Source organism: Polystyrenella longa (assembly GCF_007750395.1).
In the GTDB taxonomy this organism is placed as follows: Bacteria; Planctomycetota; Planctomycetia; order Planctomycetales; family Planctomycetaceae; genus Polystyrenella; species Polystyrenella longa.
Genome location: NZ_CP036281.1, coordinates 693,148 through 718,201, shown reverse-complemented (window position 1 = coordinate 718,201; position 25,054 = coordinate 693,148). Strand labels below are relative to the sequence as shown.

Annotated in this window: 16 protein-coding genes; 5 read left to right on the top strand and 11 right to left on the bottom strand. The window is 51.7% G+C overall.

The window, feature by feature from the left end; genetic code table 11:
* Window positions 1-160: 160 nt before the first annotated feature.
* The 5 genes from Pla110_RS02600 to Pla110_RS02585 all read right to left on the bottom strand — a co-directional run bounded on the left by Pla110_RS02600 (window position 161) and on the right by Pla110_RS02585 (window position 9,554).
* A complete protein-coding gene (locus tag Pla110_RS02600) occupies window positions 161-2,212 on the bottom strand; it encodes a glutamine synthetase III family protein (protein WP_231742892.1) in 2,052 nt (683 codons plus the stop codon).
* Window positions 2,213-2,297: 85 nt separating this feature from the next.
* Window positions 2,298-2,528, bottom strand: a complete 231-nt coding sequence (locus tag Pla110_RS22825) for a hypothetical protein (RefSeq protein ID WP_231742879.1) — start codon at window positions 2,526-2,528, stop codon at window positions 2,298-2,300.
* Window positions 2,529-3,029: 501 nt separating this feature from the next.
* Complete coding sequence (locus Pla110_RS02595) at window positions 3,030-4,082, bottom strand: potassium channel family protein (RefSeq protein ID WP_144992882.1); 1,053 nt, start codon at window positions 4,080-4,082, stop codon at window positions 3,030-3,032.
* Window positions 4,083-4,196: 114 nt separating this feature from the next.
* Window positions 4,197-5,528 carry a Si-specific NAD(P)(+) transhydrogenase gene (sthA, locus tag Pla110_RS02590; RefSeq protein ID WP_390620507.1) on the bottom strand — a complete coding sequence of 444 codons (1,332 nt, stop codon included), beginning with the start codon at window positions 5,526-5,528 and terminating at the stop codon, window positions 4,197-4,199.
* A gap of 510 nt (window positions 5,529-6,038) precedes the next feature.
* A complete protein-coding gene (locus Pla110_RS02585) occupies window positions 6,039-9,554 on the bottom strand; it encodes a PVC-type heme-binding CxxCH protein (protein ID WP_144992878.1) in 3,516 nt (1,171 codons plus the stop codon).
* A 206-nt stretch (window positions 9,555-9,760) separates the two neighbouring features.
* Here Pla110_RS02585 and Pla110_RS02580 point away from each other — a divergent pair, with 206 nt between their 5' ends.
* Both Pla110_RS02580 and Pla110_RS02575 read left to right on the top strand, forming a co-directional pair.
* The gene (locus tag Pla110_RS02580) at window positions 9,761-10,549 is read left to right on the top strand and encodes a glycosyltransferase family 2 protein (RefSeq protein ID WP_197440459.1); all 789 of its coding nucleotides are present in this window, start codon (window positions 9,761-9,763) and stop codon (window positions 10,547-10,549) included.
* A gap of 137 nt (window positions 10,550-10,686) precedes the next feature.
* On the top strand, window positions 10,687-11,874 hold the full coding sequence (locus tag Pla110_RS02575) for a sialidase family protein (protein WP_197440458.1): 1,188 nt from the start codon (window positions 10,687-10,689) through the stop codon (window positions 11,872-11,874).
* Window positions 11,875-11,935: 61 nt separating this feature from the next.
* On the opposite strand, the gene Pla110_RS23245 is transcribed toward Pla110_RS02575, so the two are convergent.
* The 5 genes from Pla110_RS23245 to dnaX form a co-directional block, all read right to left on the bottom strand.
* Complete coding sequence (locus tag Pla110_RS23245) at window positions 11,936-12,322, bottom strand: hypothetical protein (protein ID WP_231742877.1); 387 nt, start codon at window positions 12,320-12,322, stop codon at window positions 11,936-11,938.
* A 343-nt stretch (window positions 12,323-12,665) separates the two neighbouring features.
* A complete protein-coding gene (rpoN, locus tag Pla110_RS02565) occupies window positions 12,666-14,162 on the bottom strand; it encodes an RNA polymerase factor sigma-54 (protein ID WP_144992870.1) in 1,497 nt (498 codons plus the stop codon).
* 99 nt (window positions 14,163-14,261) lie between these two features.
* A complete protein-coding gene (recR, locus tag Pla110_RS02560) occupies window positions 14,262-14,891 on the bottom strand; it encodes a recombination mediator RecR (RefSeq protein WP_197440457.1) in 630 nt (209 codons plus the stop codon).
* A 177-nt stretch (window positions 14,892-15,068) separates the two neighbouring features.
* On the bottom strand, window positions 15,069-15,419 hold the full coding sequence (locus Pla110_RS02555) for a YbaB/EbfC family nucleoid-associated protein (protein WP_144992868.1): 351 nt from the start codon (window positions 15,417-15,419) through the stop codon (window positions 15,069-15,071).
* Window positions 15,420-15,559: 140 nt separating this feature from the next.
* Window positions 15,560-17,620, bottom strand: a complete 2,061-nt coding sequence (dnaX, locus tag Pla110_RS02550) for a DNA polymerase III subunit gamma/tau (protein ID WP_144992866.1) — start codon at window positions 17,618-17,620, stop codon at window positions 15,560-15,562.
* Between the two features lie 550 nt (window positions 17,621-18,170).
* Here dnaX and Pla110_RS02545 point away from each other — a divergent pair.
* Entirely contained in the window at window positions 18,171-19,316 is a 1,146-nt protein-coding gene (locus Pla110_RS02545; RefSeq protein ID WP_144992864.1) for a hypothetical protein, read from the top strand.
* 561 nt (window positions 19,317-19,877) lie between these two features.
* Here Pla110_RS02545 and Pla110_RS02540 read toward each other — a convergent pair.
* A complete protein-coding gene (locus tag Pla110_RS02540) occupies window positions 19,878-21,404 on the bottom strand; it encodes a carboxypeptidase M32 (protein ID WP_231742875.1) in 1,527 nt (508 codons plus the stop codon).
* A gap of 312 nt (window positions 21,405-21,716) precedes the next feature.
* On the opposite strand from Pla110_RS02540, the gene Pla110_RS02535 reads away from it, so the two are divergent.
* The gene (locus Pla110_RS02535) at window positions 21,717-22,880 is read left to right on the top strand and encodes an FtsW/RodA/SpoVE family cell cycle protein (RefSeq protein ID WP_231742868.1); all 1,164 of its coding nucleotides are present in this window, start codon (window positions 21,717-21,719) and stop codon (window positions 22,878-22,880) included.
* Between the two features lie 224 nt (window positions 22,881-23,104).
* Window positions 23,105-25,027: a TlpA disulfide reductase family protein gene (locus tag Pla110_RS02530; protein WP_197440456.1), complete on the top strand. Its 1,923-nt coding sequence runs from the start codon at window positions 23,105-23,107 to the stop codon at window positions 25,025-25,027.
* Window positions 25,028-25,054: the final 27 nt, after the last annotated feature.

Below are 25,054 nucleotides of genomic sequence, written 5' to 3'. Positions count from 1 at the left end.
TCCAACCTGGCAGGCAAGTCACCTCGATAAAAGTCAATTAACCTGAAGACTGGTTGGACAATTGAACTTCAAAGCAACACAAAGAAAGGCGTGGTCATCATGAGACAACCACGCCTTTTGTATTCAGTCTTTCTCTCCAGGAGAGCAGCACTTCATCGGACTAGCGAATGAAGAGCATTTCCTGGTAGGTCGGCAGAGGCCAGAGATCGTCAGCGACGATTCCTTCCAATTCATCCGCGTATCCACGTACATCCATCATTGCCGGAAGAAAAGTATCGCGGATGATTTCGGCTTGAACTTCCAGATCACTCTCATGTTCTTTACTCAGAATTTCTTCCAATTTGGAAGTGGAATCCTGCAACCCTTTAACCAAGGTGGTGATCTTGTCGAGGGTTTTCATGTCAAAATCGTAACCGAGGAACTTCAGGTTAGCACAGGTGGAAGCCAACTCATTCTGATACCGTACGACGGCCGGGAAGATTAACGTCCGGGCAATCTCCAGAGTCAGGTTCGCTTCAACCTGCACGGTCATGCAATACTGCTCGAGGTAGATATCGAGACGCGAGTCGAGTTCGCGTTCACTCAGTACGTTGTACTTGGTGAACAGATCTTTGACTGATTTGTCTTTCAGGGCAGGCAGTGCATCGGCTGTCGTTTTCAGATTGAGCAAGCCGCGTTCGGCCGCCTCTTTGTGCCATGCGTCCGAGTAACCGTCGCCATTGAAGACGATGGTTCCGTGATCGGTCATGATCTGAGTCAACAATTTCTGCAATGCTTCGTTCAACTTGGCAGGATCACCACCAGTCGCTTGTTCCAGTTGGGTCGCACAGTAGTCGAGAGACTCAGCCACGATGGTATTCATGGCGACGAGCGGACCTGCGATTGACTGGTTCGAACCGACAGCACGAAACTCGAAACGATTACCGGTAAATGCGAATGGGCTGGTTCGGTTACGGTCACCGGCGTCTTTCGGCAGCGGTGGCAGTACATCAACGCCGACGGTCAAGGTTCCTCTGGGCAGCGAGCTGTTGGCTCCACCCGTTTTGATCTGTTCGAAAACGTCGGTCAGTTGATCGCCCAGGAAGATCGACATGATCGCTGGAGGAGCTTCGTTTGCTCCCAGTCGATGGTCGTTCGAGGCTGAGGCCACAACAGAACGGAGCAGACCCTGATGCTTGTGTACAGCGCGAATAACGGCAGCACAAACGAGCAGGAACTGAGCATTCTCGTGCGGAGTATCCCCTGGATCGAGCATGTTGCCCTGGCTTTTGCTACCCAGTGACCAGTTCACGTGTTTTCCGGAACCGTTGACGCCCGCGAATGGTTTTTCGTGGGTCAGGCAGGCCATGCCGTATTTCTCGGCAACTTTACGAAGGGTCAGCATCACCAATTGCTGATGGTCGGTCGCAATGTTGGCTGATTCGAAAATCGGGGCAATCTCGTATTGTCCGGGAGCCACTTCGTTGTGACGAGTTTTAACCGGAATACCCAGTTTGAACAGTTCTCGTTCTACGTCGAACATGTAAGACAGAACACGTTCGGGAATCGCACCGAAGTAATGATCGTCGAACTCCTGCCCTTTCGGAGGTTTCGCACCGAAGAGGGTTCGTCCCGCGTTGATCAGGTCAGGGCGGGAAAAGAAGAAGTTTCGGTCGATCAGGAAGTATTCCTGTTCCGGGCCAGCGGTTGAACTAACCAAGGCGGCATCTTCGTGGCCGAACAACTTCAGGATACGTTGAGCCTGTACGTTCAAAGCTTGCATCGAGCGAAGAACCGGAGTCTTTTTGTCGAGAGCTTCACCTGTCCAGGAAACAAACGCCGTCGGAATACACAAGGTCGTTCCGTTGGTGTTTTCCAGAATATAGGCGGGGCTGGTGACGTCCCAGATGGTGTAACCGCGGGCCTCAAATGTCTGACGAATACCACCAGTAGGGAAGCTGGAACCGTCTGGTTCACCCTGAATCAACTGGCTCCCGCTGAACTCAGCCATGGCGGTACCATCGCCGGTCGGAATCAGGAAGCTGTCGTGTTTTTCAGCCGTTGAACCGGTCAGCGGATAGAAAACGTGAGCGTAGTGAGTCGCCCCTTTTTCCATTGCCCAGTCTTTCATGGCGGTCGCCACGGCATCGGCGGTTTCAGGTTCGAGTTTGGTACCCTCTTCAATCGTTTTAATCAGCGATTTGAAGACACTTTTGGGTAGGCGTTCTTTCATAATGGTCTTATGAAAAACGTTTCGACAAAACAGGTCTTGCGTAGGGGTAGCCATGAAGTCCATGGGTGGATTCGATGATTTGTAGTTAGTGACTGCAGAAATAGCTGCGAGCCTCGCTGAGCGGCCAGCGGGAGCGGATGAGCTTCCTCCGAATGAGGAACCAATTCCCGATGTGCTCGATGAAGATTCTGCGGTAGACGGTTTCATTTACATTATGCTCCAGTAGTGGAGCCCGTTTGAAGTTTCCTACATCGTACGGGCCGTTGTTAATTTGCCATCCCTGGCCACGGATATGCTCCGTGGAGAAAAGAGGCATTCTGCCAATCCCGGCGCGACAACATGGAAACAGTGTTCGATGGGCGTGGAATCATATCGGAAGCAGAAGAGCACCTCCTGTGGGAAGCTAACCTTAGAGCAAGGCTTGTGCCGTGATGAGTCCTTATCAGGCACTAAAGTCACAACCATTCGCTGCAATCGCACAATTGCTAAACTGTCTGCAAAAATGGCGTTACTTTTTTACAAAAATATCTTTTTAACGGACGTTCCGTCGACCGCAAAAACATCGAACGCTCAAACATTACGCATTTAAGCACACACTTTAAGCACGCATGGAATTGCTCGCCGCAAAGGTTTCTGACCACCGGGACAGAATTCTCCTCATTCCATCGCCGTAGCAATTCAACCCAAACTGCAGTCGACCTTACCCCACAGTCGAACGATCTACAAGCCGCCCAGCCCCGATCGGCGGTCTGGCTTGCCGGAATTGCGAATTCTCAATGAAAAATCTTCCCCTCTCTCTCCAGCCCGAACTGGAGAATCAGCCACGAGCGCCTCGGTAATAAATCTCCCTTCGCGCGACTTTCTCACGTATCTGCGGGACCGCACTTCGATGGGCAAGTACGATCAGGGTATCACCCACCTGGACCTGATAATCTGGCTCTGGATTTCGATTGACCGATTCGTCCGAGTGACGGACCGCGACAACAACGAATTGATTCATTTTCCCCAGACAGAAATCGGACAGAGGATTGTCCGCAATGGGCGATCCGGATTCAATTAGGATCTCATTGATCTGCAGACCAATCTGATCGAGATCTTCATTCAAACTCGTCTTGGTAAATGAGCCCATTAGCAGTTCTTCTGCGGAGGGATGAGTAATCAACCGGGCAATACGCGTCGCGCCGATGGCAGCCGGCAGAACCACCTTGGTCGCCCCTGATCGAAGAAGCTTTTTCTCGGTCGAGGGAGACTCACCCCGGGCGATGATTTCCACGTCTGGATTGAGTTCACGAACTGTGAGCGTAATGAAGACATTCGCCGCGTCGTTAGGTAGTACGCTGGCGACAACGCGCGCCTTTTTAACTCCAGCCGCATCCAGAATCTTTTCTTCGGTTGCGTCGCCAATAATCACAAATAAGCCGTTATTCTCGGCCTCCTGGAGTCGTTCCTGATCGGTGTCGATCACGACGAATTCCTGTCCTGACTCGGTCAGTTCCCGCGCCAGTATTCGACCAACCCGGCCGAAGCCGCAGACGATCACATGATTCGAAAGTTTCTCAATCCCTAATGTCATTCGTCGCACTCCCAGAACACGTTTCAACTCTCCTTCGGCAATTAACTGCACGAATCCACCGAGGACATAAATGGCCGACGTACAACCAGTGACGATGACACCAATCGTGAAGATTTTCATCACATCAGTTTCGATGGGACGCACTTCCCCGTAACCAACGCCATAAATGGTAATCACCACCATGTAGACTGCTTCCAGAATGTCCCACCCGGCGTACCAGTAGCCAAAGATCGCGATGATATTCGTGATCAGGAAGAACACGGCGCCGATAAGAATCTTACGGAAGGAAGATTGCATAAAATTAATGACTGCATTTGCCAGTGCGCAGAGGGCCAGAATCGATCTATAGCGAAAAACCACGCTTTATTAGATGACTCTTGCACAAAGATGCCGCATAGACCGTCAATCACTCTAAAAGAGCCGATTGAGACCATTCAGGGCGGCGACCCGATACGCTTCCGCCATTGTCGGATAATTAAACGTCGAGTTGACGAAGTACCGGAGCGAATTCTGTTCCCCCGGTTGCGACATGATCGCCTGGCCAATGTGAATAATCTCCGAAGCGTTGGCCCCAAAGCAATGAATACCCAACAATTGCAGCGTCTCACGGTGGAATAGAATTTTCAACATCCCAACCGTCTGGCCAGTAATCTGAGCCCGGGCAAGGCTTTTGAAAATCGACTGTCCCACTTCGTAAGGGACTCCCAGGTCGGTCAGTTCCCGTTCCGTTTTCCCCAGGGAACTGATCTCCGGGCTGGTATAAATCCCGGTTGGAATATCTTCCACCAAGGACTGTTCGCATTCCCCTTTCAGCATATGCTGAGCCGCATATCGCCCCTGAACATAGGCCGCACTAGCGAGCGAAGGCCGTCCGATAACGTCTCCGACGGCGTAGATATTCTCAGCCGCCCGGAAATGTTCATCGACATCAATCTGGCCCCGGCTGTTAGGAGTGATCCCCACCGATTCCAAGCCCAGGTTTTCCGAGTTTCCGGCACGACCGGCAGCCCAAAGCAGCACATCGGATTTGATTTGCTTCCCCGAGACGAGGTGCAGAACCACGCCGTCAGAGACGGTCTCGACGCGCTCGAACGCTTCCCGGTGCCGAATAACCACCCCTTTTTCGCGTAAATGATAACTGAGCGCGTCGATGATTTCGTCATCGAGGAATTCCAGTAACTGTTCACGAGTGTTGATCAGATTAACCTTCACCCCCAGGTTTTTGAACATCGATGCATATTCGCACCCGACCACTCCCGCGCCGAAAATGCTGATGGAGCGGGGTGTCTCCTTCAAGTCGAGAATCGTATCGCTGTCGTGCAGGAAGGGATGGGAGAAGTCGATGTTGGTAGGTCGAAAAGGGCGTGAACCGGTCGCGATGATAATCGACTTCGCCTGCACCTCGCGTTTCCCGCCCAGTTCGTCGTAGACCTCCACCATGTTAGGACCGGCGAGCTTGGCATGTCCGTGATAGACGTAAACCTCGTTTCGGTCATAAAAGCTTTGGCGCATTTTGACCTGTTTATCAATCACCGTCCCAGCTGACCGTCGCAGATTCGCAAAGGACCGCGCTGATGCAAGAGTTTCGGAGTCAACAAATCGGCCATCAAGAAGGCTTGTCGTTTGAAAGATTGCGTATCGCAGTGCTTTACTGGGGATCGTCCCTTTATGGGTACAGTTTCCACCAATCAGTTGCTGCTTTTCGATGGTAGCAACGGAATAGCCCATCTTGGCCGCTTGCATAGCGGCCCCTTCTCCGCCAGGGCCTGTTCCGATTACGATGACATCAAAACTATGACTACTCGATAATGCCACGTCTTTTGCTCTCCTGCCGCTGGTTTTCTGGTCTGGTAATCACGCTATAGGCTCTGTTCTACGCAAATCCGATACCATTCCGAATCACGCAGCAACCGCGCCGTCATCCTAGCGGAGCAATGCAGAAAGGTGCAAGGTAGGCTGAGACTGACGTGCTGCTCTGTCTATCGCTAATTGTCAGGGTATTGCATCGTGTTTATTTGAAACACGGAGGCTCGAAAAGGCCAGGGAAACAAAACAATTGGTTCCGTGATGGAAAGTTCACAAACGTTTTCTGCAGCAAATGATCCTGGAGTCCAAAAGAGGATTGGCTTTCATTGAGCCTAGGTGATCGGAGATCATTTTGTTAGTTGCCCAGTTCTTTGTGTCCTTCGTGACTTTGTGTTTCAAAAATGAATTTGTATGTCACTCGACATTTATAAATTGTTAAAGCAGAACCTACTTGCCCCGCTGTGTCAGCAGATAGGCCACGAGATCCTGAAACTCAGACTCGTTCATCAGTTCCGACACATTCTCAGGCATCAGCGAATTCCGTGATGTGATCTGCTCGTCTATCTCATCTAGAGCGACAGCAAATTCTTTCCCTTTGTTGTCGACGAGAATCAGATTCGTCCCTTCTTCGCGTCGAATCAAACCGGTGATGATCTTACCTTCGTCCGTAATGATCGTGGTAGATCGGAACATCGTGTCGACGTTTCGGTTCGGATCGAGGATGTCCTCAATGATACGCTCCATCCCTCGACCACCAATGCCATCCAGTTGGGGACCGACGAGGGCCCCTTCACTGCCAATCTTGTGACAGACAGAACAATGCTTCTTATACAGAGCCTGCCCCTGTCCCAAATCACCTGCGTGCTGTTTCTGCGCTTCCGTTCGAGCGACGATCAAGTTGGCGATTTCGTCCTGAACTGCCGGTAAAGATTTTGTCAGCTCGGCGACCTGCTCCTTCACCTCGGGCGTGCCGGCCGACTCAAGTCGGTCCTGCACCGTGTTTCGCAATAACAACCGGGCAGACGCTTTGCCGTCGCTGATCAATGAGAGCAGCTCTTCCTGACCGACCGATGTCGTTGCGAGTCGCTCCGCCAGTTGAAGTTGCAATCGCTGGGGTACCGTCTGGAATGCCTTCACAAGTAACTCGTGACCGTAGGCCTCGGACTCGCCCTCCGTCTGAGCGAACGCCTTGACAAGAGCCTGTTGCAATTCGTCCGGGGTGGAAAGGTCTCCCACCAAGGGGACTAGAGCGCCGAAGTTCGTCGTCGGTTCCAGCAGTACAATCGCATTCACAATTTCCAATTCAGTAGTCCGATCAAACTGTTCTCCCTCCAGAAGATGACGGAGATCCATCAAGTGAGGCTCCAATTTGAATTCCCTCACCAGTCGGGCAAAATTGCGAATGTTCTCGACATTACGTCGGGGAGGCGCAGTGGGAAGAGAAAGTATGCTTTTGGGCAAATTGCCGATGGCGATCCAGGCGTAAGCGTTCCCCGCATCACCATCAACCACCTCTAAAATCCCTTTCTGCCCTGCCCACTGGGAAAGTTCCCATGCTACATGTGTGGCGACGTCGTTCCTGGGCGCCAGTTCCTGTTGAATAATCTCTCCCGTGTCGACCAGACGTAGACGAACGAGATTCAGCTGATTCGCTGGTTGGTCGGGCGGGCCCAGATGGCCACTAATATCGAACTCCAGTTTCCTCGGTAAAGCAAACGGTTTGGAAAGCAGTAAACCGATCTCACCTTCACCATAGACAATACTGTCGATAAAAAGGGATGACTTACCAGTCTGTTGCGTCGTTCGCTCATTCAAGCCCCAGGGAATCGAGATACTGGTCGCATCCGGATGCTCACGGAATCGCCATCCGGCCAGTTCGTTCAATGAGGTCTCCAGTAACTCCGTCGTAATTTCTTCAGCCCAGGAGACCAGCCGATCCGGCACCGGCGTTCCTCGTTGCTGCAAACCATTCAAGATCGACAGAATCAATTCCCGTTGCAAATTGATATCGTGACTCGACTGTTTTCGGGCGAGTGGAATTAATGACCCCAGTTGATCAGGGGGAATCAGATTGGCTGCTTCCCGCAGTAACCGGGAAGACTGTTCCGCCGTGGGTTCAAAATTCTCCAGGAAGAACTGCATAAAGATCGCCGCCGCAGGAGTATCGACGGCAGGCATAATGTCGACTAACTCGGTAGCATCCTGTTTGGATAAAGCCGCGAAGTCGACTGAATTTAAAACATCCGAATTCAACCCACTCTTTTTGATGGCGATACGAATCATCTGCCGCAGATGATTGTCCTCCTCAGGAACGGTCGTCAAGGCGGTGAGCAACAACTCAATATTTCCCTGTCGGGGATGTTGGGCCAGTGCTTCCGCTGCTGCTCGCTTGACGAATGAGTCCTTGTCGTTTAACCCCGCTTTCGTCAGTTCAGAATGAACCTCCGACCAATCGCCTGTTTCGGCCAGAGCCTTCATCGCGTGGGTCCTTACCATTGCTTGCGAGTCTTCCGCCGCCTGTTGGAAATCACTTTCAGTTACTTTCCCAATCGCTTTCAGAATCCAGAGAGCATGACTCCGCACATAAGGACTGTCGCTTGTTCCCAGAACCTTTCGAAGAGGCTGTTCCGCTTCAGCACCGATACGGTCAATGATTTCGTACGAAGCTAGCATCCGCTGCGTTAAGGTCACGTGATCCAGATTCTCGATTAGAACAGCAAGCGCAGCGTCGCCAAGGGGCGTCGCTTTCGTAGCCGGTTCCGTTTCGGGATGATCACCGGTGTAAACGATTCGCCAGATACGGCCACTCGTTCGGTCCCGTTCGGGATGATTCAAGTCGACTTCGTAGTGACCAATAATTTTGTTGTAGAAGTCAGCGATGTACAAAGCACCGTCAGGTCCAGTTCGCACATCGACGGGACGGAACCAGGGGTCTTCACTAATGACAAAGTCTTCCTCTTCGACAGCAGTAATCGTCGAACCATGAAACTCCAGCTTGTCCCGATTGACGCGACTTGTCATCACGTTGCCAGAGAACGTATTGCCGCGATACTCGGGTGGGAAGTTATCGCCTATGTACACGGACAACCCAGCAATCGCAGTCGACCCATGTTGGTGGTCCATCATAGGAGGGACATACCCCAAGCCATCATCCGGCTTACCGAAACTGGGGTAATAGCCACCGTGCAGCAATTGATAAACAGGCTTGCTGTGACAGTCGGCAGTGAACAGGTTCCCCAATGGGTCCAGTGCCGTTCCGAATGGATTCACCTGCCCGTGCGTAAACTGCTCGACTCGTGATCCATCCAATTGAAGACGATATGTGTTTCCGGAATTCATCTTCACCACATGACCATCGCTCCCCGCTACGGTCGTGTTATTACTGAATCCATGATTCACATGCAGCCAGTTACTGAAGTGCCTTCGAAAACTGTTATGCAGCCCATGTGTGTCTCGATCGAAACCGACGGGGCCATAAAGTTTTTCCCGCTGATCTGCTTTGCCGTCGCCATCGGTATCGCGGAAGAACCAGATATTCGGGATACTGAAGGCAATGACTCCATCTTTGTACGGAATCAACCCCATCGGGATATTGAGCCCATCCACAAACGTCGTGATTTTATCCGCCGTTCCGTCGCCATCCGTATCTTCCAGAATCTTAATCGAGTCGCGCCCCGCCTCTCCTTCTTTAACGGGAAAAGGGTACTCAAGTGTATCAGTAATCCACAATCGTCCGTCTTTATCGAACGCCATGTTCAACGGCTTGCTGATTTGCGGATCTGCCGCGAACAACTGAATCTCGAAACCATCGGGCACACTCAGTTTCTGTTGCTCTTCCGCGGGAGTTAATTTGGGTGTGGGGCGAACTTGAGTTGCAAAGGGATCATCCTGTGCGTGGGATTCGACAGCAATCAGAGAGCAGGCCAAGGTGAGTAGCAGAACTCGGAGGGAAGTTGGTTTCATCAAGAACGCTCTATCGGGAGGGATTTAAAACAGGGGTTTCGAGCTGATAAAGTATCATAATTGGCTACCGCCCGACAAATCCGCCATAGGTATTTCACCGCCATCAAAGAATTTCAGCCGGTAACCGCTGATTGCGAAAAGACAATTCGATGTGTTAAAACGAAAGTTCTCTTACTCGACCTACTTTCTTCCAAATGCGACTTTCCATGTGTAGCGTCTCTTTCGTCATTCCCAGTTTAAATCAGGAACAATACCTGAGGCGTTGTCTCGATTCCTGTTTTGCTCAACAGCTTGATGATTTTGAAATCATTGTGCGCGATGGTGAATCTACGGATGGTTCCGTTGCCGTGCTCCAAGAATATGGCGACTCGATTTCCTGGGTCTCAAAGAAGGATGGGGGTCAGGCGGCGGCGATCAACTCGGGAATCGCAGCCGCACAAGGAGACATCGTCGCCTGGATTAACTCGGATGATTACTACGCCACGGACAACGTATTGAGCCAGGTCGTCGAACTCTTCCAGACCGATCCGGAACTCGACATCGTTTACGGCGACGGCGAATTTGTTGACGCCGACGGGAATCGAACCGTTGCCTTTCCGAGCCAGCCCCTCAATTCGATGAAAACCATCTTGCTGCACCCCGTCAGCTTCGTACTACAACCGGCCGTCTTTTTTCGACGGGAACTTTTCCTGCAGGTAAGTGGTTTGAAAGAAGACTTGCATTGGGCGCTCGATTACGACTTATGGCTACGTCTCTTTCCCGCCGCGCAGAAGGTGTATTATCTCCCGCGACTTCTCGCCTGCGGCACTGTTCATGCCGACGCCAAATCGGTGTACGGCATGCTGCCCCAGTTCCGTGAAACATGGAATTTAAAATGGCAATATGCGCCAGAATATGATTTGAACTGGTGGGACCGCTCCCGCTTGTACTGGGGTCATGGAAAGAACCATCTCTACTACCTGGCCGTTAAAGCAGGTTTAAAGAATGTCACTTGAGAGCCCTTGTCTACTGCCGAAACAAGTAGGATGAGCCAGTTCACCGGTTGTTTCCAGTTCTCTCTTCCATCAAGATGGAACTATCCCTTCGACTCACACTGCTTCATCACACTCTATTTTCACTTCGGAACAGCCTTATGCCTTCTCGCCTGCGACTGACTCTTCTCTTGGGAATGCCACTTCTGCTGATCGCTTCGACGAGCATGGTCACTCAACTTGCAGCAGAAGAGCCTTCCAGTCATGCTAAAGAACCTCAGGTATTGTTTGAGTACGAAACCCTCAATGGCGAAGAGTATGGTTACCGGATCCCCTCACTGGTAAAAACGAATTCCGGCGCACTGCTCGCCGTTGCGGAACGTCGACTCGGATTGCACGATCACAGTGAGAACGATCTTGTCATGCGACGCAGCACGGACAATGGAAAAACATGGTCGTCCATCGAACTAATCGCAGAAGCGGGGAGCGACTCACTCAACGACCCCTGCATGATCGTCCTTGATTCAGGACGTATCCTGCTGCGTTACATTCACTTTCCTCATGGGGTACACGCCCGTAAAACAGATCACACGGTCCGTGCGCTCGCCGGTTACGATGGCCCGAAAAATGTGCGTCTCTTCCTGATGCATTCCGATGATGAAGGCCAGAGTTGGTCCGAACCGCGAGACGTGACTCGCGCTTTCCGGCGAGAAGGAGCCATCAGTTTGGGGAGCCCTGGTGTTGGCATTCAATTGACCACGGGCGAACATGCCGGACGAATCCTGTTTCCCAACTATGAGGTTTTTCCCGTCGGCGATGCTGACCGTTACACGAGAAACTCCGCTTCCTATAGCGATGATGATGGAGAGACCTGGCATCTGTCCGAGCCTATTGCCGAACCCACTGAGCAAGGCCAGGGGAATGAAGCTCAGGTGGTCGAACTGGCAACGGGCGAACTACTTCTTTCCTCTCGTGATCAGGATGGCGGTATTTACCGAAAACTATCCCGGAGTACCGACGGAGGCGAGACCTGGTCCACCCATACTTTCCTGACTGAATTCGTCACGCCGCATTGTATGGCAAGCTTGATCCGGTATCAGCACGATGGTGAAGACCTTCTGCTGCACTGCGGCCCCAATTCCCGACGTTGGCGATTGCATGGAACCGTCTTCTACAGCCGCGATGGCGGAGAACACTGGTTAACCGCCCGCGAGATCGAACCGGAGTACCTCGGTTACAACGTCCTCTGCCAACTTGCCAACGGTCGCATCGGCTGTCTTTACGAAACAGAGGATTGCCTGAAAATTGTCTTCACCGATTTCAGTCTGGATGATCTGTTTATTAAATAGACTGCTCGAAATCATGAACTATCAATGAACAATCAACGATGCTTTGAACTAACTACCAATCCTAACTTGAAATAACGCGTTGCAGCCAGGGGGCCGCGCAGACGGTTTTCATGAGTTCTGGATCCAGGACGCTATGTTGCCACGCAACGACGGAGGCTTCTTCCAACTCCTCGTAATCGGCATACGAACAATTGCTCCAGTGATGCGACTTCTCAAACAGTACCACCGGTTCTCGATCGGGTTGAGTTTGGGACTGTAAGCAGGTAGTTGGATCAGCGTGATGTTCTCGGGCAACTGTTTGTAATGCGCTCGCACCCCGGAATGTCGCTTTTCCCAGTTTAGCTGCTAACCCATAACCTCCCATGGACACGGCATCCAAAGCAAAGTCCAGTTTGCCATCCTGGCCACCTGAATAAGCAACTCGTCCAGCACTATAAGCCAGACTCAATTTACCAATGGTGCTGACGGCACCTGCTGTTCCAACTGTTGCAAGCGCCCAGCCACCAACGGAAACGGAAACGGAAACGGAACGATCGTTTTTACGGCGTATGATGTCCAGAGTTTGATCAACTCAAACAGCGAAGCTAATGCTCTCGTCGTCGCAATAGCGGAAGGATTCGGCTCGGGCATCGTGGAGGCGATCGGCGAAACGGTCCTGTCGGACGGTCAGGATCCCCTCTACATGTAGAACCCTCTCCTTAGAGATATTCAATCCTCCGGCGTTCGAAAAGAGAACGTCTCCTCTGGATACCTTCCGTCCAGACATCCCAAAATGTCCTCGCGGTGTTGCCTTAATACTCGCGGCGTTCCCGTGACGATGGAATGCCCATTTTTTTGCGGTACTTCGTGACGGTACGGCGGGCGAGGGTCAATCCTTCTTTGGCGAGGGCATCGACCAGGGCGTCGTCGCTGAGTGGGCTTTGTTTGTCTTCACCGTCGATTACTTCTTTCAGCTTGCGACGAATGTTCTCCCAGGCGACTTCTTCTCCATCGGCCGTGGTGGTCCCGCCACCGAAGAAACGCTTCAGCGGATACAAGCCACGTGGGGTCTGGATCCATTTGTCATCCACAGCGCGGGACACGGTTGTCACATGCCGTCCGACGACATCCGCAATCTGCTGCATCTTGAGAGGAACGATGCTCTGGGGACCATTCTCCAGAAAATCAGACTGGTGATCGATGATCGCCTGAGCCACGGCTTTGATCGTTCCATACCGTTGCTCGATGGACTCAATTAACCACGTTGCTGATTCTACTTTTTTCTTGATGAACGCTTTCGTTTCAGCATCAGGATTGTTCTGCATCATCCGAATGTAGCGAGGGCTGATCCGGAGTTCCGGGATGTACTCATCGATCAGCTCAACAGTCCACTTACCGTCGTCGTCTTGCTCGACCTTAAGGTCTGCAGTGACACGTTGAACCGAGACTTCTTCGTAACCCCGACCGGGAAAGGGATTCAGTTTGCGTAATTCTTCTTCCGCCGCTTTGATCAGCTCAATCGAGTAACCTGTCTTGCGAGTAATCACCGGCAAGCGGTTCTTGCCCATGTCCTCGAAGTGTTCGGTAATCAAGGTCACCAGCACATCACGAAATGGGGTTTCATCAGTGAGTTGTAATAGCAGGCACTCTTTCACATTTCTCGCTCCCACACCAGGTGGGTCGAGTTTCTGGATCAGTTGCAGGGCCTCTTCCGCGCGTTCAATGTCGATGATCCGACCGTAGACCTGGGAAATCTCCGCCAGGGAACTTTGCAGGCGACCGTTCTTGTCCAGGTTCTGAATCAGGTATTCACCGAACTCTCGCAGTTCATCATCACATTCAAAAAAGGAGAATTGCTCCAGCAGGTATTCTTGTAATGTGTCGGCCTGTTCAGTCAGGTTGGCAATGGCATCGTGTTGCCGATCGGATATGTCGTCCATACGGTTGGACGAAACTCGTGAACCGGAGGGACTGTTATCTTCCGACCATTCCTGAGACATCTCCATGAGCCGTTCGAAATCGGCTTCGTTATTATGATCGTTATCGACCAGGAGTTCCCGCTCGGAAAGTAGCTCGGTGTCATGCTCCGAGTCTTGTGCTTTTTCGCGTTCAACTTCGACTTCGGTTTCGGAGCGATTTTCCGGATCGTCCTGCAGCTGTTCGAGGACGACGTTCTCTTCCAGTTCCTGCTCAATCCGTTCCTGTAGCGCCATTAAGGGCAACTGCAGTATCTCCATTGACTGGATCATGCGAGGGGCCAGCTTCATTTGCTGGTCCATCTTCATCTGTTGTGAATGGCTCAGATGCATATGCGTGTACTAGTCCGAAAAATTGCCGACGAAGAAACAGAGGTAATGAGGAGCTATAAATTAAAGTGGAGAGGAGACGTTCAAAAACAGAGAGTTAAGTTAAAAAGAGAAATCCCGTCGTCCGCGTAAAGCGTCCGCCAGCATTTCTTTGTTGGCAAATTCTAAAACAGACCCTGAGGCAATGCCACGCGCCAATCGGGTCACTTTTACGTTTTCGGGTTCCAACAGATTCGAGATGAACAGGGCCGTTCCATCCCCCTCAACAGTAGGGTTGGTTGCCATGACAATCTCTTTAATCCCCTGCTGACGAACCCGTTTAACCAGTGCATTGATGGTGAGATTTTCCGGACCGATTCCTTCCAGCGGAGAAATTCGTCCCTGCAGAACATGATAGGTCCCGTTGAAGATCGTCGCCCCTTCCAGCGCTAATACATCTTTGGGTTGCTCTACCACACAAACGAGATCCTGCATTCGACGGGTATCCCGACAGATCTCACAGATATCGCGGTCCGTCAGATTAAAGCATTGCTGACATGGACTTATCTGTTCTTTGACCTGTTGAATCGCATTCGCAAGTTCCAGCGCTTCGCGTTTCGAGCAAGAGATCATGTGATACGCCAAGCGTTCCGCCGACTTCCTACCGATTCCCGGGAGAGAAGCAAATTGTTCAATCAACCGGCTGACCGCAGGTCCGTAAGGATGCGCAATTTGATGTACATTTTTCGCCACAACGGGATCCCACTCAAAGATAACGAAGCAAAACAAACAGTCTGGTTCATCGCGAACATCATTCGTGTTCGAGTCCTGAAAGCTATCTGATTTCAGAACTCTACGACCAACCTATTTCTGTCATAAAACGGAACGAGGAATTTTGATCAATATTTCTGATCTGGTTCTCTATTGAATTTATTTCAATCCAAACTGAGAAAGTGCATCCCCCATTCCGGGCATATCCATGCCACCTGTGACTTTTGACATCTCTTCCTGATGAGTTGCTTTCATTTTTTCCACCGCCAGGTTCGTCGCGGCGACCACCAGGTCTTCGATCATTTCTTTATCACCCGACTCTATCAGCGAGGGGTCAATTTCGATCAACGTTAATTTCATTTCGCCAGTGACTTCGGCTTTCACCAAGTCGCCACCTGCCGTAGCAGTCACACGCATTTTGGAGAGGTTTTCCTGCATCTCCTTCATACGGCCCTGCATCTCCTGGACCTGTTTGACCATCCCGGCCATATTTCCTAGACCTTTGAACATACGACTCCTCCTTATCGATGATAAGAGTCCAATATATTGTAAAAACGGTGCCTGATTAACAATCAACACAGCATTCTGAGTCTGTGGCAAACGGCGGACCGGTTTCAGTTTTAATCCACACAAAGTTAGAATCTACGTGATCAGGAATCTGACAGCATCTTCTGTACGTTAATAGAAGTGCTGCCAAATATCTGAACCGCCGCCTTAACGAATTCGTCCTCGATATTACTCAGGTCGACGGCAACAGGCCGTAAAGCGGGTGCTTTGGGCCTGGGGGCTTTAGAGATCGCAGTCTCGTCCCCACTTGTTTCCGTGTCCTGCGAGGGCTGAAAATCGATACGAATATCCTGCCCCGTAATTCTCGAAAGCGTTTCCTGAATCAGAACGACTGAGTCCTGACGCGAAAGCGACTGACGTAGAAAATCATACTTCGCAGGATAGATTAAATCCAGTCGATTTGGCCCGGAAATTGCTAAGCCACTTAAGGATTTCAACTGAGGCAAACCCTTAACTTCCGGGGCTGAAACGAGTTGAGAGAAAATATCCGGTTCACTACCGGGGGTAACTTCCAAAACCGTTTCCGGCTCTGCGGCAGGAGCGGGCTCGCTGCTCTGACTTGGCTCCAGGTTGTCAGCGACAAACGGAGCCGAGGTTTCAATTTCTCTGGTAACGGCTGTCTCGGTCGCTTCCTCTTGAGAAACCACCGACAATTCAGGCCCCTCTTCCACGTTCTGCACTGCGGTTAACTGCTGTTCTTCTAGTTGAACAATTTCTGGCACCTGATCTTCAACGACAGGTGGGGTCTCCGGGACTGACACCGACTCCTGACGAACTTCCTCTTCAGAGATTGGGGGCGCTTCGACCACGTTCGGAACTGCTTCTGCTGAAACGGCTTCAGCTAGAGCCTCTTCAGTGGGAAGCACCTCTACTAAAGCCTCTTCTACTGGAACTGTGTCTGGCGGAGCGATGTTGGCGGGTACTACGTCTGCTGTGTCATTTTTTTTTTCTGTTGAGGGCGAAGCCCCCCCTGTTCCGAGAGTCACTGGGGCAACTTTGCCTCCTTGCAGCAGGTTGATAATCGTCTCCATCTGCTGGAGATCCTGGAGCATCGTCATGCGAACGAGAGCCAACTCCACCAACGAGCGTGCATGTGATGCGCGGAACATTCGGCTTTTGGTTTCCGCCAGAATTTCCAATCCGGCCACCACCGTCCGCAGTCCCCACTGTTGGGCTTGTTTCTGTAACAGCGAGCGATAGGAACTCGACACACTCAACAGTGAGACGGCATCCGCATGAGACGCGAGCACCATCAGGTCACGCATGTAGTTGAGCAACTGGTCGACGAACTCGGACAACTGCACTCCGGCTGACAAAGCCGAGTCGAGCAGTTCCAGAACCTCGCGGCGTTCCCGTTTAATAAGGGCGTCCGCCAGAGTCGTGAGTCGTTCGTCATCCGCCGTTCCCAATAGACGATGCACATCGGCAGCAGTGATATGCTCGCCACCGAAGGCAAGCAGTTGATCGAACAATGACTGACTGTCCCGCATCGACCCTGCCGCCCGACGAGCGACGAGAGACACGGCATCATCCGAGACTTCAAAACCTTCCGCCTTCGCGATTTGCTTTAAGCGATGGCTGATATTGTCTGTCTCAATAGTACTGAAATCAAATCGCTGGCACCGGGAGAGAATCGTATCAGGCAGCTTTTGAGGTTCTGTCGTACAAAAGATGAACTTTACACCGGGGGGTGGTTCTTCCAGCGTTTTGAGCAGCGCATTAAATGCTTCCTTGGTCAGCATGTGAACTTCGTCGATGATGTAAATCTTGTATTTCGTCCGCATCGACTTCACGTTCACATTCGCGCGGAGCATCCGGATATCATCGATCCCGCGGTTGGAGGCACCGTCGATTTCCAGAATGTCGACATCCCGCCCTTCCGAGATACCCAGGCAAATTTCGCATTTATTACACGGATTGCCTTCGTGCGAATTGGGACAGTTGAGTGTCTTTGCCAGAATTCGAGCTGTCGAAGTCTTTCCGACTCCTCGTGCTCCTGTAAAGAGGTAGGCATGCGCCACACGCCCCGCTTTGATCGCATTCTTCAGCGCCTGGGCGACGTGTTCCTGTCCGATGACTTCGTCAAATGCCTGTGGACGGAAGCGGCGCGCCAGAACGGTATAGTTACCGGTAGTTTCAGTCATCTGGATATTACGACTTTCACGAATGATGAAAGAGTGTTGTCTTTGATTCGTTTCCCGAACGGGAAATATTTGCAAACGAGTTAGAGCCTCGTTCAACTCCTCTCCATTCTATCAGAGCCTCGCGTGAATCCCAGCCTCCCCACGGCGCGAATGTTCCACCTTCCTACCAAACAGACGAGAATCTCTCCTCGAACCCGTTAGAAAAAGAAGAGACAAAAAAATGGTCGAAAAACTTAATTCTTTTGTCAAATCACTGACCAGAAGGAGCTTAATTGCGTTTGTAAAATGTACCAGACACCCTGCTAGTTTCCTCTTAACTAATGGCACTAAAGGACTTAGACAGAAATTATCAACGCCAGTTCAGGAGCCCCCCTTATCGGCAAAAGTGGTGGTCGGTCTTGACCTGTTTTTTCGATTTCATTAAATATCCCGCCCGCGACTCACTGACAGCCGGAAACGGAATGTTGGCAGGACGCGAAAACCTCTCTCTCAATTTACGCTCAATCCTTCTTTCTAAGATCAAACTAAAATACGGACAGGAAGTAAGCCCATGCCTGGAAGGATTTGTTATCTGTTTGCCTGTGGTCTCACCCTCGCAACTCTGACACAAACTCAACTTTACGCTCAGTGGTACGGAGGCGGCGACGCCTGCAACCCCTGTGTACAGCAAGTCGCAATGCAGCCGGTCGTTCAGACTTGCTACCAGACCGTCCCCGTGACGGAGTACCAGCAGGTTAAGGAGACGGCTCAACGGCCTGTTACCGAAACCGTCTGGCGTGACGAAACCTACACTGCTTATCGACCAGTGACAGAACAACGCACTGTCGAAGTTCCGACCGTGAGTTACCAGAACGTGACCGAGTGCCAAACGGTTTCTCGCGATCTCAGCTACTGGCGCAATCGCGTCGAGCCGGTCTGTAAAGCAACTCCTTGTGAGTACGATGGTCGCCCCAACATGTTGGGTTGGTTGAACCGCACAGGTTATTCTGTACGGAACAGCTTCACTCCTAATAACAAAATCGTGCGGGAGTATGTTCCCAACGTCGTCGCTCAACAGGTGCCCGTCACCCGTCAGGTCGCGATTCAGGGTACTCGCCAGGTCACTCAAAACTACACGACCATGCAGGCCTACCAGGCCACACGCAAAGTTGCTGAACAACAGGTTCGTTACGAGACTGTTGAAGTCATTCGAAATGTTCCTCGAACGGTTTACCGAACTGTCCCCAGCGGCACCTCGGTGGCTTATGTTCCAGCTGGTTCGGTCATGGGTGGCACTGCAACCGCCTTTGCACCAACCCCGGTTGATCCTTTCGCCCCTCGTTCGGCAGAATCGACCAACGGCACCAACCGCACGGCTGAAAAACCAGACACCACGATTCGCTCTCGCACCGATGATCGGCAGTCTTTACGGACTCCCACCCCTCGCCGGGCGAACGAACCAACTCCAATTCGCTCTCGCAATCTGAATGCAGGAGTTCCCGAAGAGGAAGAACTGGCACAAACCTCCGTTGAACCGACTCCTGTCGCAACGGCATCCAGCAAACGGTCCTTCAAACCCGTTCCTAAAGGAACCAACCTGCATCGTACACCGAGTATGGTTCGTGTTGGACGCTGGGTTCCTTCCCGTAAAAATACGGAAAACGTTGACGCCCCTGCCTTGTCTGACCTGAAAGATACGGTCGCCGCCAAGGAATAATCGAACCAGCCAGGTTCAAGAGCAGATACAGGGAAATGCCGGAGTTTTTTTCGGCAGGAAAAATAAATGGTCTAAGGACTTGCACAACGCATCAAAATAGACCAATGTATTAATAACACACTACCGGATACGCTCGGTTCTGCCCTCATAGCAGGACTGGCATTTTCCACTCGGAGGCGACCTCGCCTCTCACATCTGCACTATATAATTGATTCAAACTCCGCGGCACCGGTTTCATACCGGTGCCCATTTTTTTGCGCTGTGCGAAAATCCAGTACCGTCAAAATGCTTGCACGGTGACGGTGAGACTTCTGGGAGCCATTCGTATTTAGTGACGAACACAAAGCAGCCGCGATGAGGAAGCGCCTGTTGCCGCTCTTTGCAATCACACTGCTGGGCAAGCCAGCAGTGTCGCCCGGCATAAGCACCTGAGATAGGCATCGACAAGGATCTCTCTGTCGATGCACTCAGTATTAATTCTTCGTGCCTTGGTGTCTTCGTGTTAAATCAAAACCGCCGAGAACAAAGAGTCAGCTATAAAACCTGGGGAATCGTTGATTTCTAGAACCCGTAAATCTCTCCGTACTTCGTACCGAGGGCTTCGAGCAATGGTTTCTCAGAAAGCTCATTCCCCGTGACCACTTTCACCAAGTCCCGAGCCTGGTATTGCTGGCCGCGATCATGAATGTTCTTATTGAGCCAGGATTTCAACTCGCCGAATTCACCGTTTGCAATTAGATCGCTCAAATCGGGGATTTCATTCTGAGCCGCTTTGAAGAATTGCGCGGAGTACATTTTTCCAAGTGCATACGTGGGGAAGTAACCCATCAGCCCCGCACTCCAGTGAATGTCCTGCAGGCAACCTTGAGCATCATTCTCGGGAGTAACTCCCAGATACTCCGTGAACCGGCTGTTCCAGACTTCCGGGACATCGGCTGCTTCGAGTTCTCCTGCGAGCAGTTTCTGTTCGAGTTCAAATCGCAGCATGATGTGCAGGTTGTAGGTCAGCTCATCGGCTTCGACACGAATGTAAGAAGGACGAACATCGTTGATCGCCGTGTAAAACTCGTCGAGCGATACACCGTTCAGCGATTCGGGATACATCCCCTGTACTTTCGGGTAGAAATGATTCCAGAAGGGACGACTGCGACCTACAAAGTTTTCCCACAGGAGTGACTGCGATTCATGAATGCCGAGCGAAACAGAAAGCCCCATCGCCAGACCGTACTGCTCGACGTTTAAACCCTGCTCATACATCCCATGCCCGGCTTCATGCAGAATTCCAAAGAAGCCGGAGTTGAAGAAGTTCTCAAAATAGCGGGTTGTTAGACGGCAGTCGCCCGGTCCAATCTCGCTACAGAATGGATGAGCGGTGGTATCAAGTCGACCTCGTTCAAAATCAAACCCAATCTGCGCCGCGGCCGCCTGTCCCAATTCATGTTGGCGATCTGTGGGATAGCTCCGCTTCAGGATTTCAGTTTTCGGTTCGACGGAGGAGTCTTTGATCTGCTGTAACAGTTTTATAACCCCCTCTCTCAAGGGATCGAACAGTGCCTGCACCTGCTCGGCTCGCATGCCTGGTTCGTATTCGTCCAACAGGGCATCGTAGAGTGTTTCCCCCTCTTTTTTCAGGATGGACGCCTCTTCTCTTTTCAGACGAATGATGCTTTCAAGAGACTTCTGAAATATGCTGAAATCGGCCTGCTTACGTGCGGCAACCCATTTCTGCTGAGCCAGTGAGATCTCGCGAGTCATCTCTTCCACCAGCTTACGCGGCAGTTGAGTCGCTCGGTCATAATCGCGGCGGGCAGCTCGAATGTTCACCGCCAGAACCGATTCGGATCCGGCACTCTCCTCGAACTCTTTTAGTTCACCCAGCAACCCTCCCAGTTCGGGGGTCGTAGCTCGCTCGTGCGTCAGTCCGGCCAGCAGGGCGAGTTGATTCGCCCGGTGTTCTCCACCGGCAGGAGGCATGTAAGTTTGCTCATCCCATCCGAGCAGCGATCCGCATGAATTTAATACCGCTTTTTCACGAAGCAATTCGACCATTCGATCGTACGCGGGGGGGATGTTCGTCGTCGTCATCATCACACCTGTTTCATTGTTGAAATCACTCAGTAAGCGGTCCTGAAACCCTCTGGAAATTCAAACTGGCCTTTGATTTACGGCCGGAGAAGCAGCTACCAGCAGGTTTCAGAATGTGTCCTATTCATTTTCTATTGGGAAATCCGATCTCATCGCGGGCCATCATATCGAATGAAATTCGGGAGTGTAAGCGTCCACAGCGGGTCGCTGGCACACGATCGGGGTTTCCTGATTTGCCCGAATTCGCTACACCTTATGCCTCAATTCAAATTTTCCAGAACGGTTTGTTTGGGTTCAGAAGGAATCGAACCTGTCATGTCTGTCGCGTTATCGAGTGGTCGAACAAGGACGTCACTACTGTCGTTGTGGATGCATCGTGCATCCTACACGATCGTGTTGTGCGCGCTCTGCTTGATGGGACTCGGACTCAGCGGAATTTCTCGTGGCGATGACTTGGTCGGCTCCGGTGAAATCATGCAACGCCAGCTGATCTGGATCATGCTGTCGGTACCGGTCATGTTTTTGACGACGACTGTCTCGTACCGACGTTTAATTCCGCTCAGCTATCTTCTGTTTGGAGTCAGCCTGTTCCTGCTGGTGACGGTCTACTTCATGCCCGCCCGAAACGGATCTCACCGTTGGATTCCACTGGGGGTCGCCTATCTCCAGCCATCCGAATTTGCCAAGCTTACGTACATCATGGCCCTGGCGCATTACCTCATGTATCGCCGGAACTATCGCCGCATCACCGGCCTGCTGATTCCATTCGCCCTCACTTTCCTGCCAGTCGCACTCATCCTGAAAGAACCTGACTTGGGAACATCTCTGTTGTTCCTGCCGGTTCTGTTCTCAATGTTGTTTGCCGCAGGGGCTCGTCCGCGACATTTACTGTTAATCATTACTTTGGGAATAGTTTCGCTTCCCCTGCTCTGGTTGGGAATGTCGGCCGAACAGAAATCTCGCGTCGTGACGGTCTTCCAACAGGAAGATGGCGGAGTGATGCCCCGAGGAGACGGTTACCACCTGCATCACTCCAAACAGATGCTGGCACTGGGTGGGTTCAGCGGTAGTGCCGTAACGGGCCAAACCGTCGAAGACCCGGGGGCTTACTACCTGCCTGCAGGACGAACCGACTTCGTTTTCTGCCTGGTGGGGGAACAATGGGGCTTTCTTGGCTGTGCGTCGATCTTTGCCTTGTACATTATATTGTTTGGATGCGGGCTACGGATTGCGAACGCGACGAATGAACCTTTTGGACGCTTACTAGTCGTCGGAATCGTCGCGCTTCTGGCGACACAGACACTCATTAACACCGGAATGACCGTCGGTTTAATGCCGATCACGGGAATGACTCTCCCGCTGCTCAGCTACGGGGGCTCCAGTCTACTGTCAACCTGTGCCGCGTTAGGTTTAATCCTAAACGTCGGCATGCGACCCGGTTACGAAATGAATGCGGACCCGTTCCGGTTTAACTCGTGATTTCCGGATCCCCAGGAAAGTGTCTTGATTCACACTATAAAAACAGGGAAAAACTGGGCCTGACTCCAAAGCCTCGGATCGACTATAATTCGCGGCGAATTGGATGAGCTGGGAAAACTACCCAGACCATCGCAACTTCAGTTTAAACATCACGTGTATCTTCTACAGACTAACTCAAACGATCGATGGGCCTGATCGAGGTTCAGAACAGGGAGTATTTCATAATGAAAGCAGGGAACGCTTTTCGCTCACCTTGGTTTGATTATTCCATAACATTGCTGGTAGTTGGCATGCTGGCCCCCTCCGTGCTGTTTGCAGCAGAGGGACCCAAGCTGACGGACGTACTTAAGTACAAACCGGTCCAGCAGGGAATCGAATACCAGACACCCACCCCCGCCGAGTACGCCGACTGCAAAGTCGAAGTCGAAAAGAATGGGAAAGCATCCGGTTGGGTTGTTCTGGGTCCGCAGGGAGAAGTCCTCCGACGATTCACTGACACCAACGCGGATAATGTCGTCGACCAATGGAAGTACTATCAGTACGGGATCGAAGTCTACCGCGACATCGACAGTAACTTCGACAATAAAGTCGATCAGTGCCGCTGGCTCAATACAGGTGGTGCCCGCTGGGGTATCGACAACAATGCTGACGGAAAAATCGATGAATGGAAATTACTTTCCGCTCAGGAAGCTAGCCGTGTTGCCGTCGAAGCATTGATCAACAACGACCTTGTTGCCCTGCAGCAGGTGATGATCACTCCGGCGGAAATCACCAAGCTTGGAATTTCCAATGAACTGTCCCGCCAGATTCAGGAAAATATCACTGGAGCGGCAGCGCAAATGAAAAAAGCCCGAACTGCGGCCAAAGGATTGGACGCGAAAGCCAAGTGGATGCGGTTTGACGCAACCACTCCCGGCATCATCCCCGCAGACGAGGGCAAAGCCCGAGAGGACTTACTCGTTTATGAAAACGCGATGTCGATTGTAGAAGCAGGTGGCCAGACCATGCTGATCCAGATTGGCGAACTGGTCAGTCTTGGCGATGTCTGGAAACTGACGGCGGTTCCTCAACCCCTGGTGGGAGATTCACTCCAACTGGCTAGCGGAGTGTTGATGCAACCGAGCATTACCTCGCTCAGTAACAGTGAAAGCATGGCCGGCATTCCAGAAGAAGTTCAGAAGCTTCTCGACGCATTACAGAAACTGGACGCCGCCAGCCCCAGTCCGTCCGACAGTCCGGAAGCAATCGCTCAGTACAATGCGAAGCGAGCGGATATCCTCGAAAAACTGGTGGAAGCCTCTGCCAGTACCGAAGAAAAAGAGCAATGGTTACAACAGATGATCGACGGCCTCGCTGCCGCCGTACAGACAGGTGGATATCCACCCGGACTCGAACGCCTGAAAGCGTTGGAAGTTTCGCTCAAGAATAATTCTCTCAGTGCCTATGTCTCGTACCGACGTATTCTGGCTGAATACAGTTCCCGTTTGAAAGCAACCACCGACGATGAAGGTCGTCAACAGGTGCAATCGTGGTGGCTGGATGAGCTGGAGAAATTCTCCAAAGCACACGAAGACTCGGTCGATGCGGCTGAAGCGATGTTCCAGCTCGCACTGGCTCAGGAATTCAGTGGTGAAGTTAGCGAAGCACAGAAGTGGTATGAAACCATCTCTAAAAAGCATCCGACTTTGACTGTCGCCAAAAGAGCCGATGGTGCCTTGCGACGATTAAACTCCGACGGCAAACCCTTCCTGCTGGAAGGGAGCAATCTGGCTGGTGGCAAACTGAGTTCGGCACAGCTCAAAGGAAAAGTCACTCTTGTGATTTACTGGGCCTCCTGGTCAAAACGATGCCAGGAAGACCTGCCGCTGTTGAAAGAATTATATACCGAATACCGCTCAAGCGGTTTCGAGATTCTGGGAGTCGCCATCGACCAGACCCCCGAGACGCTCAAACCATTCCTGACACAACAGAAAATCAACTGGCCACAGATGTACGAACCCGGCGGAGACGAAAGTTCAACCGCGATGGAATACGGTATTATCATGGTGCCGACGATGTTCCTGTTGAATAAGGATGGCACCGTCCACAGTCGGCCCAGCAACGTCGATGATCTTCAGAAGCTGTTGCCTGAATTGCTCAAAAAATAATCTGTCGCCTCTGGTAGAACAGATTCA

Bases quoted from the DNA above. Each gene is read 5' to 3' on its own strand.
- Pla110_RS02600 (WP_231742892.1), bottom strand. From the start codon at position 2,212: ATGAAAGAACGCCTACCCAAAAGTGTCTTCAAATCGCTGATTAAAACG.
- Pla110_RS22825 (WP_231742879.1), bottom strand. From the start codon at position 2,528: ATGCCTCTTTTCTCCACGGAGCATATCCGTGGCCAGGGATGGCAAATT.
- Pla110_RS02595 (WP_144992882.1), bottom strand. From the start codon at position 4,082: ATGCAATCTTCCTTCCGTAAGATTCTTATCGGCGCCGTGTTCTTCCTG.
- sthA (WP_390620507.1), bottom strand. From the start codon at position 5,528: ATGCAAGCGGCCAAGATGGGCTATTCCGTTGCTACCATCGAAAAGCAG.
- Pla110_RS02585 (WP_144992878.1), bottom strand. From the start codon at position 9,554: ATGAAACCAACTTCCCTCCGAGTTCTGCTACTCACCTTGGCCTGCTCT.
- Pla110_RS02580 (WP_197440459.1), top strand. From the start codon at position 9,761: ATGTGTAGCGTCTCTTTCGTCATTCCCAGTTTAAATCAGGAACAATAC.
- Pla110_RS02575 (WP_197440458.1), top strand. From the start codon at position 10,687: ATGCCTTCTCGCCTGCGACTGACTCTTCTCTTGGGAATGCCACTTCTG.
- rpoN (WP_144992870.1), bottom strand. From the start codon at position 14,162: ATGCATCTGAGCCATTCACAACAGATGAAGATGGACCAGCAAATGAAG.
- Pla110_RS02555 (WP_144992868.1), bottom strand. From the start codon at position 15,419: ATGTTCAAAGGTCTAGGAAATATGGCCGGGATGGTCAAACAGGTCCAG.
- dnaX (WP_144992866.1), bottom strand. From the start codon at position 17,620: ATGACTGAAACTACCGGTAACTATACCGTTCTGGCGCGCCGCTTCCGT.
- Pla110_RS02545 (WP_144992864.1), top strand. From the start codon at position 18,171: ATGCCTGGAAGGATTTGTTATCTGTTTGCCTGTGGTCTCACCCTCGCA.
- Pla110_RS02540 (WP_231742875.1), bottom strand. From the start codon at position 21,404: ATGATGACGACGACGAACATCCCCCCCGCGTACGATCGAATGGTCGAA.
- Pla110_RS02535 (WP_231742868.1), top strand. From the start codon at position 21,717: ATGTCTGTCGCGTTATCGAGTGGTCGAACAAGGACGTCACTACTGTCG.
- Pla110_RS02530 (WP_197440456.1), top strand. From the start codon at position 23,105: ATGAAAGCAGGGAACGCTTTTCGCTCACCTTGGTTTGATTATTCCATA.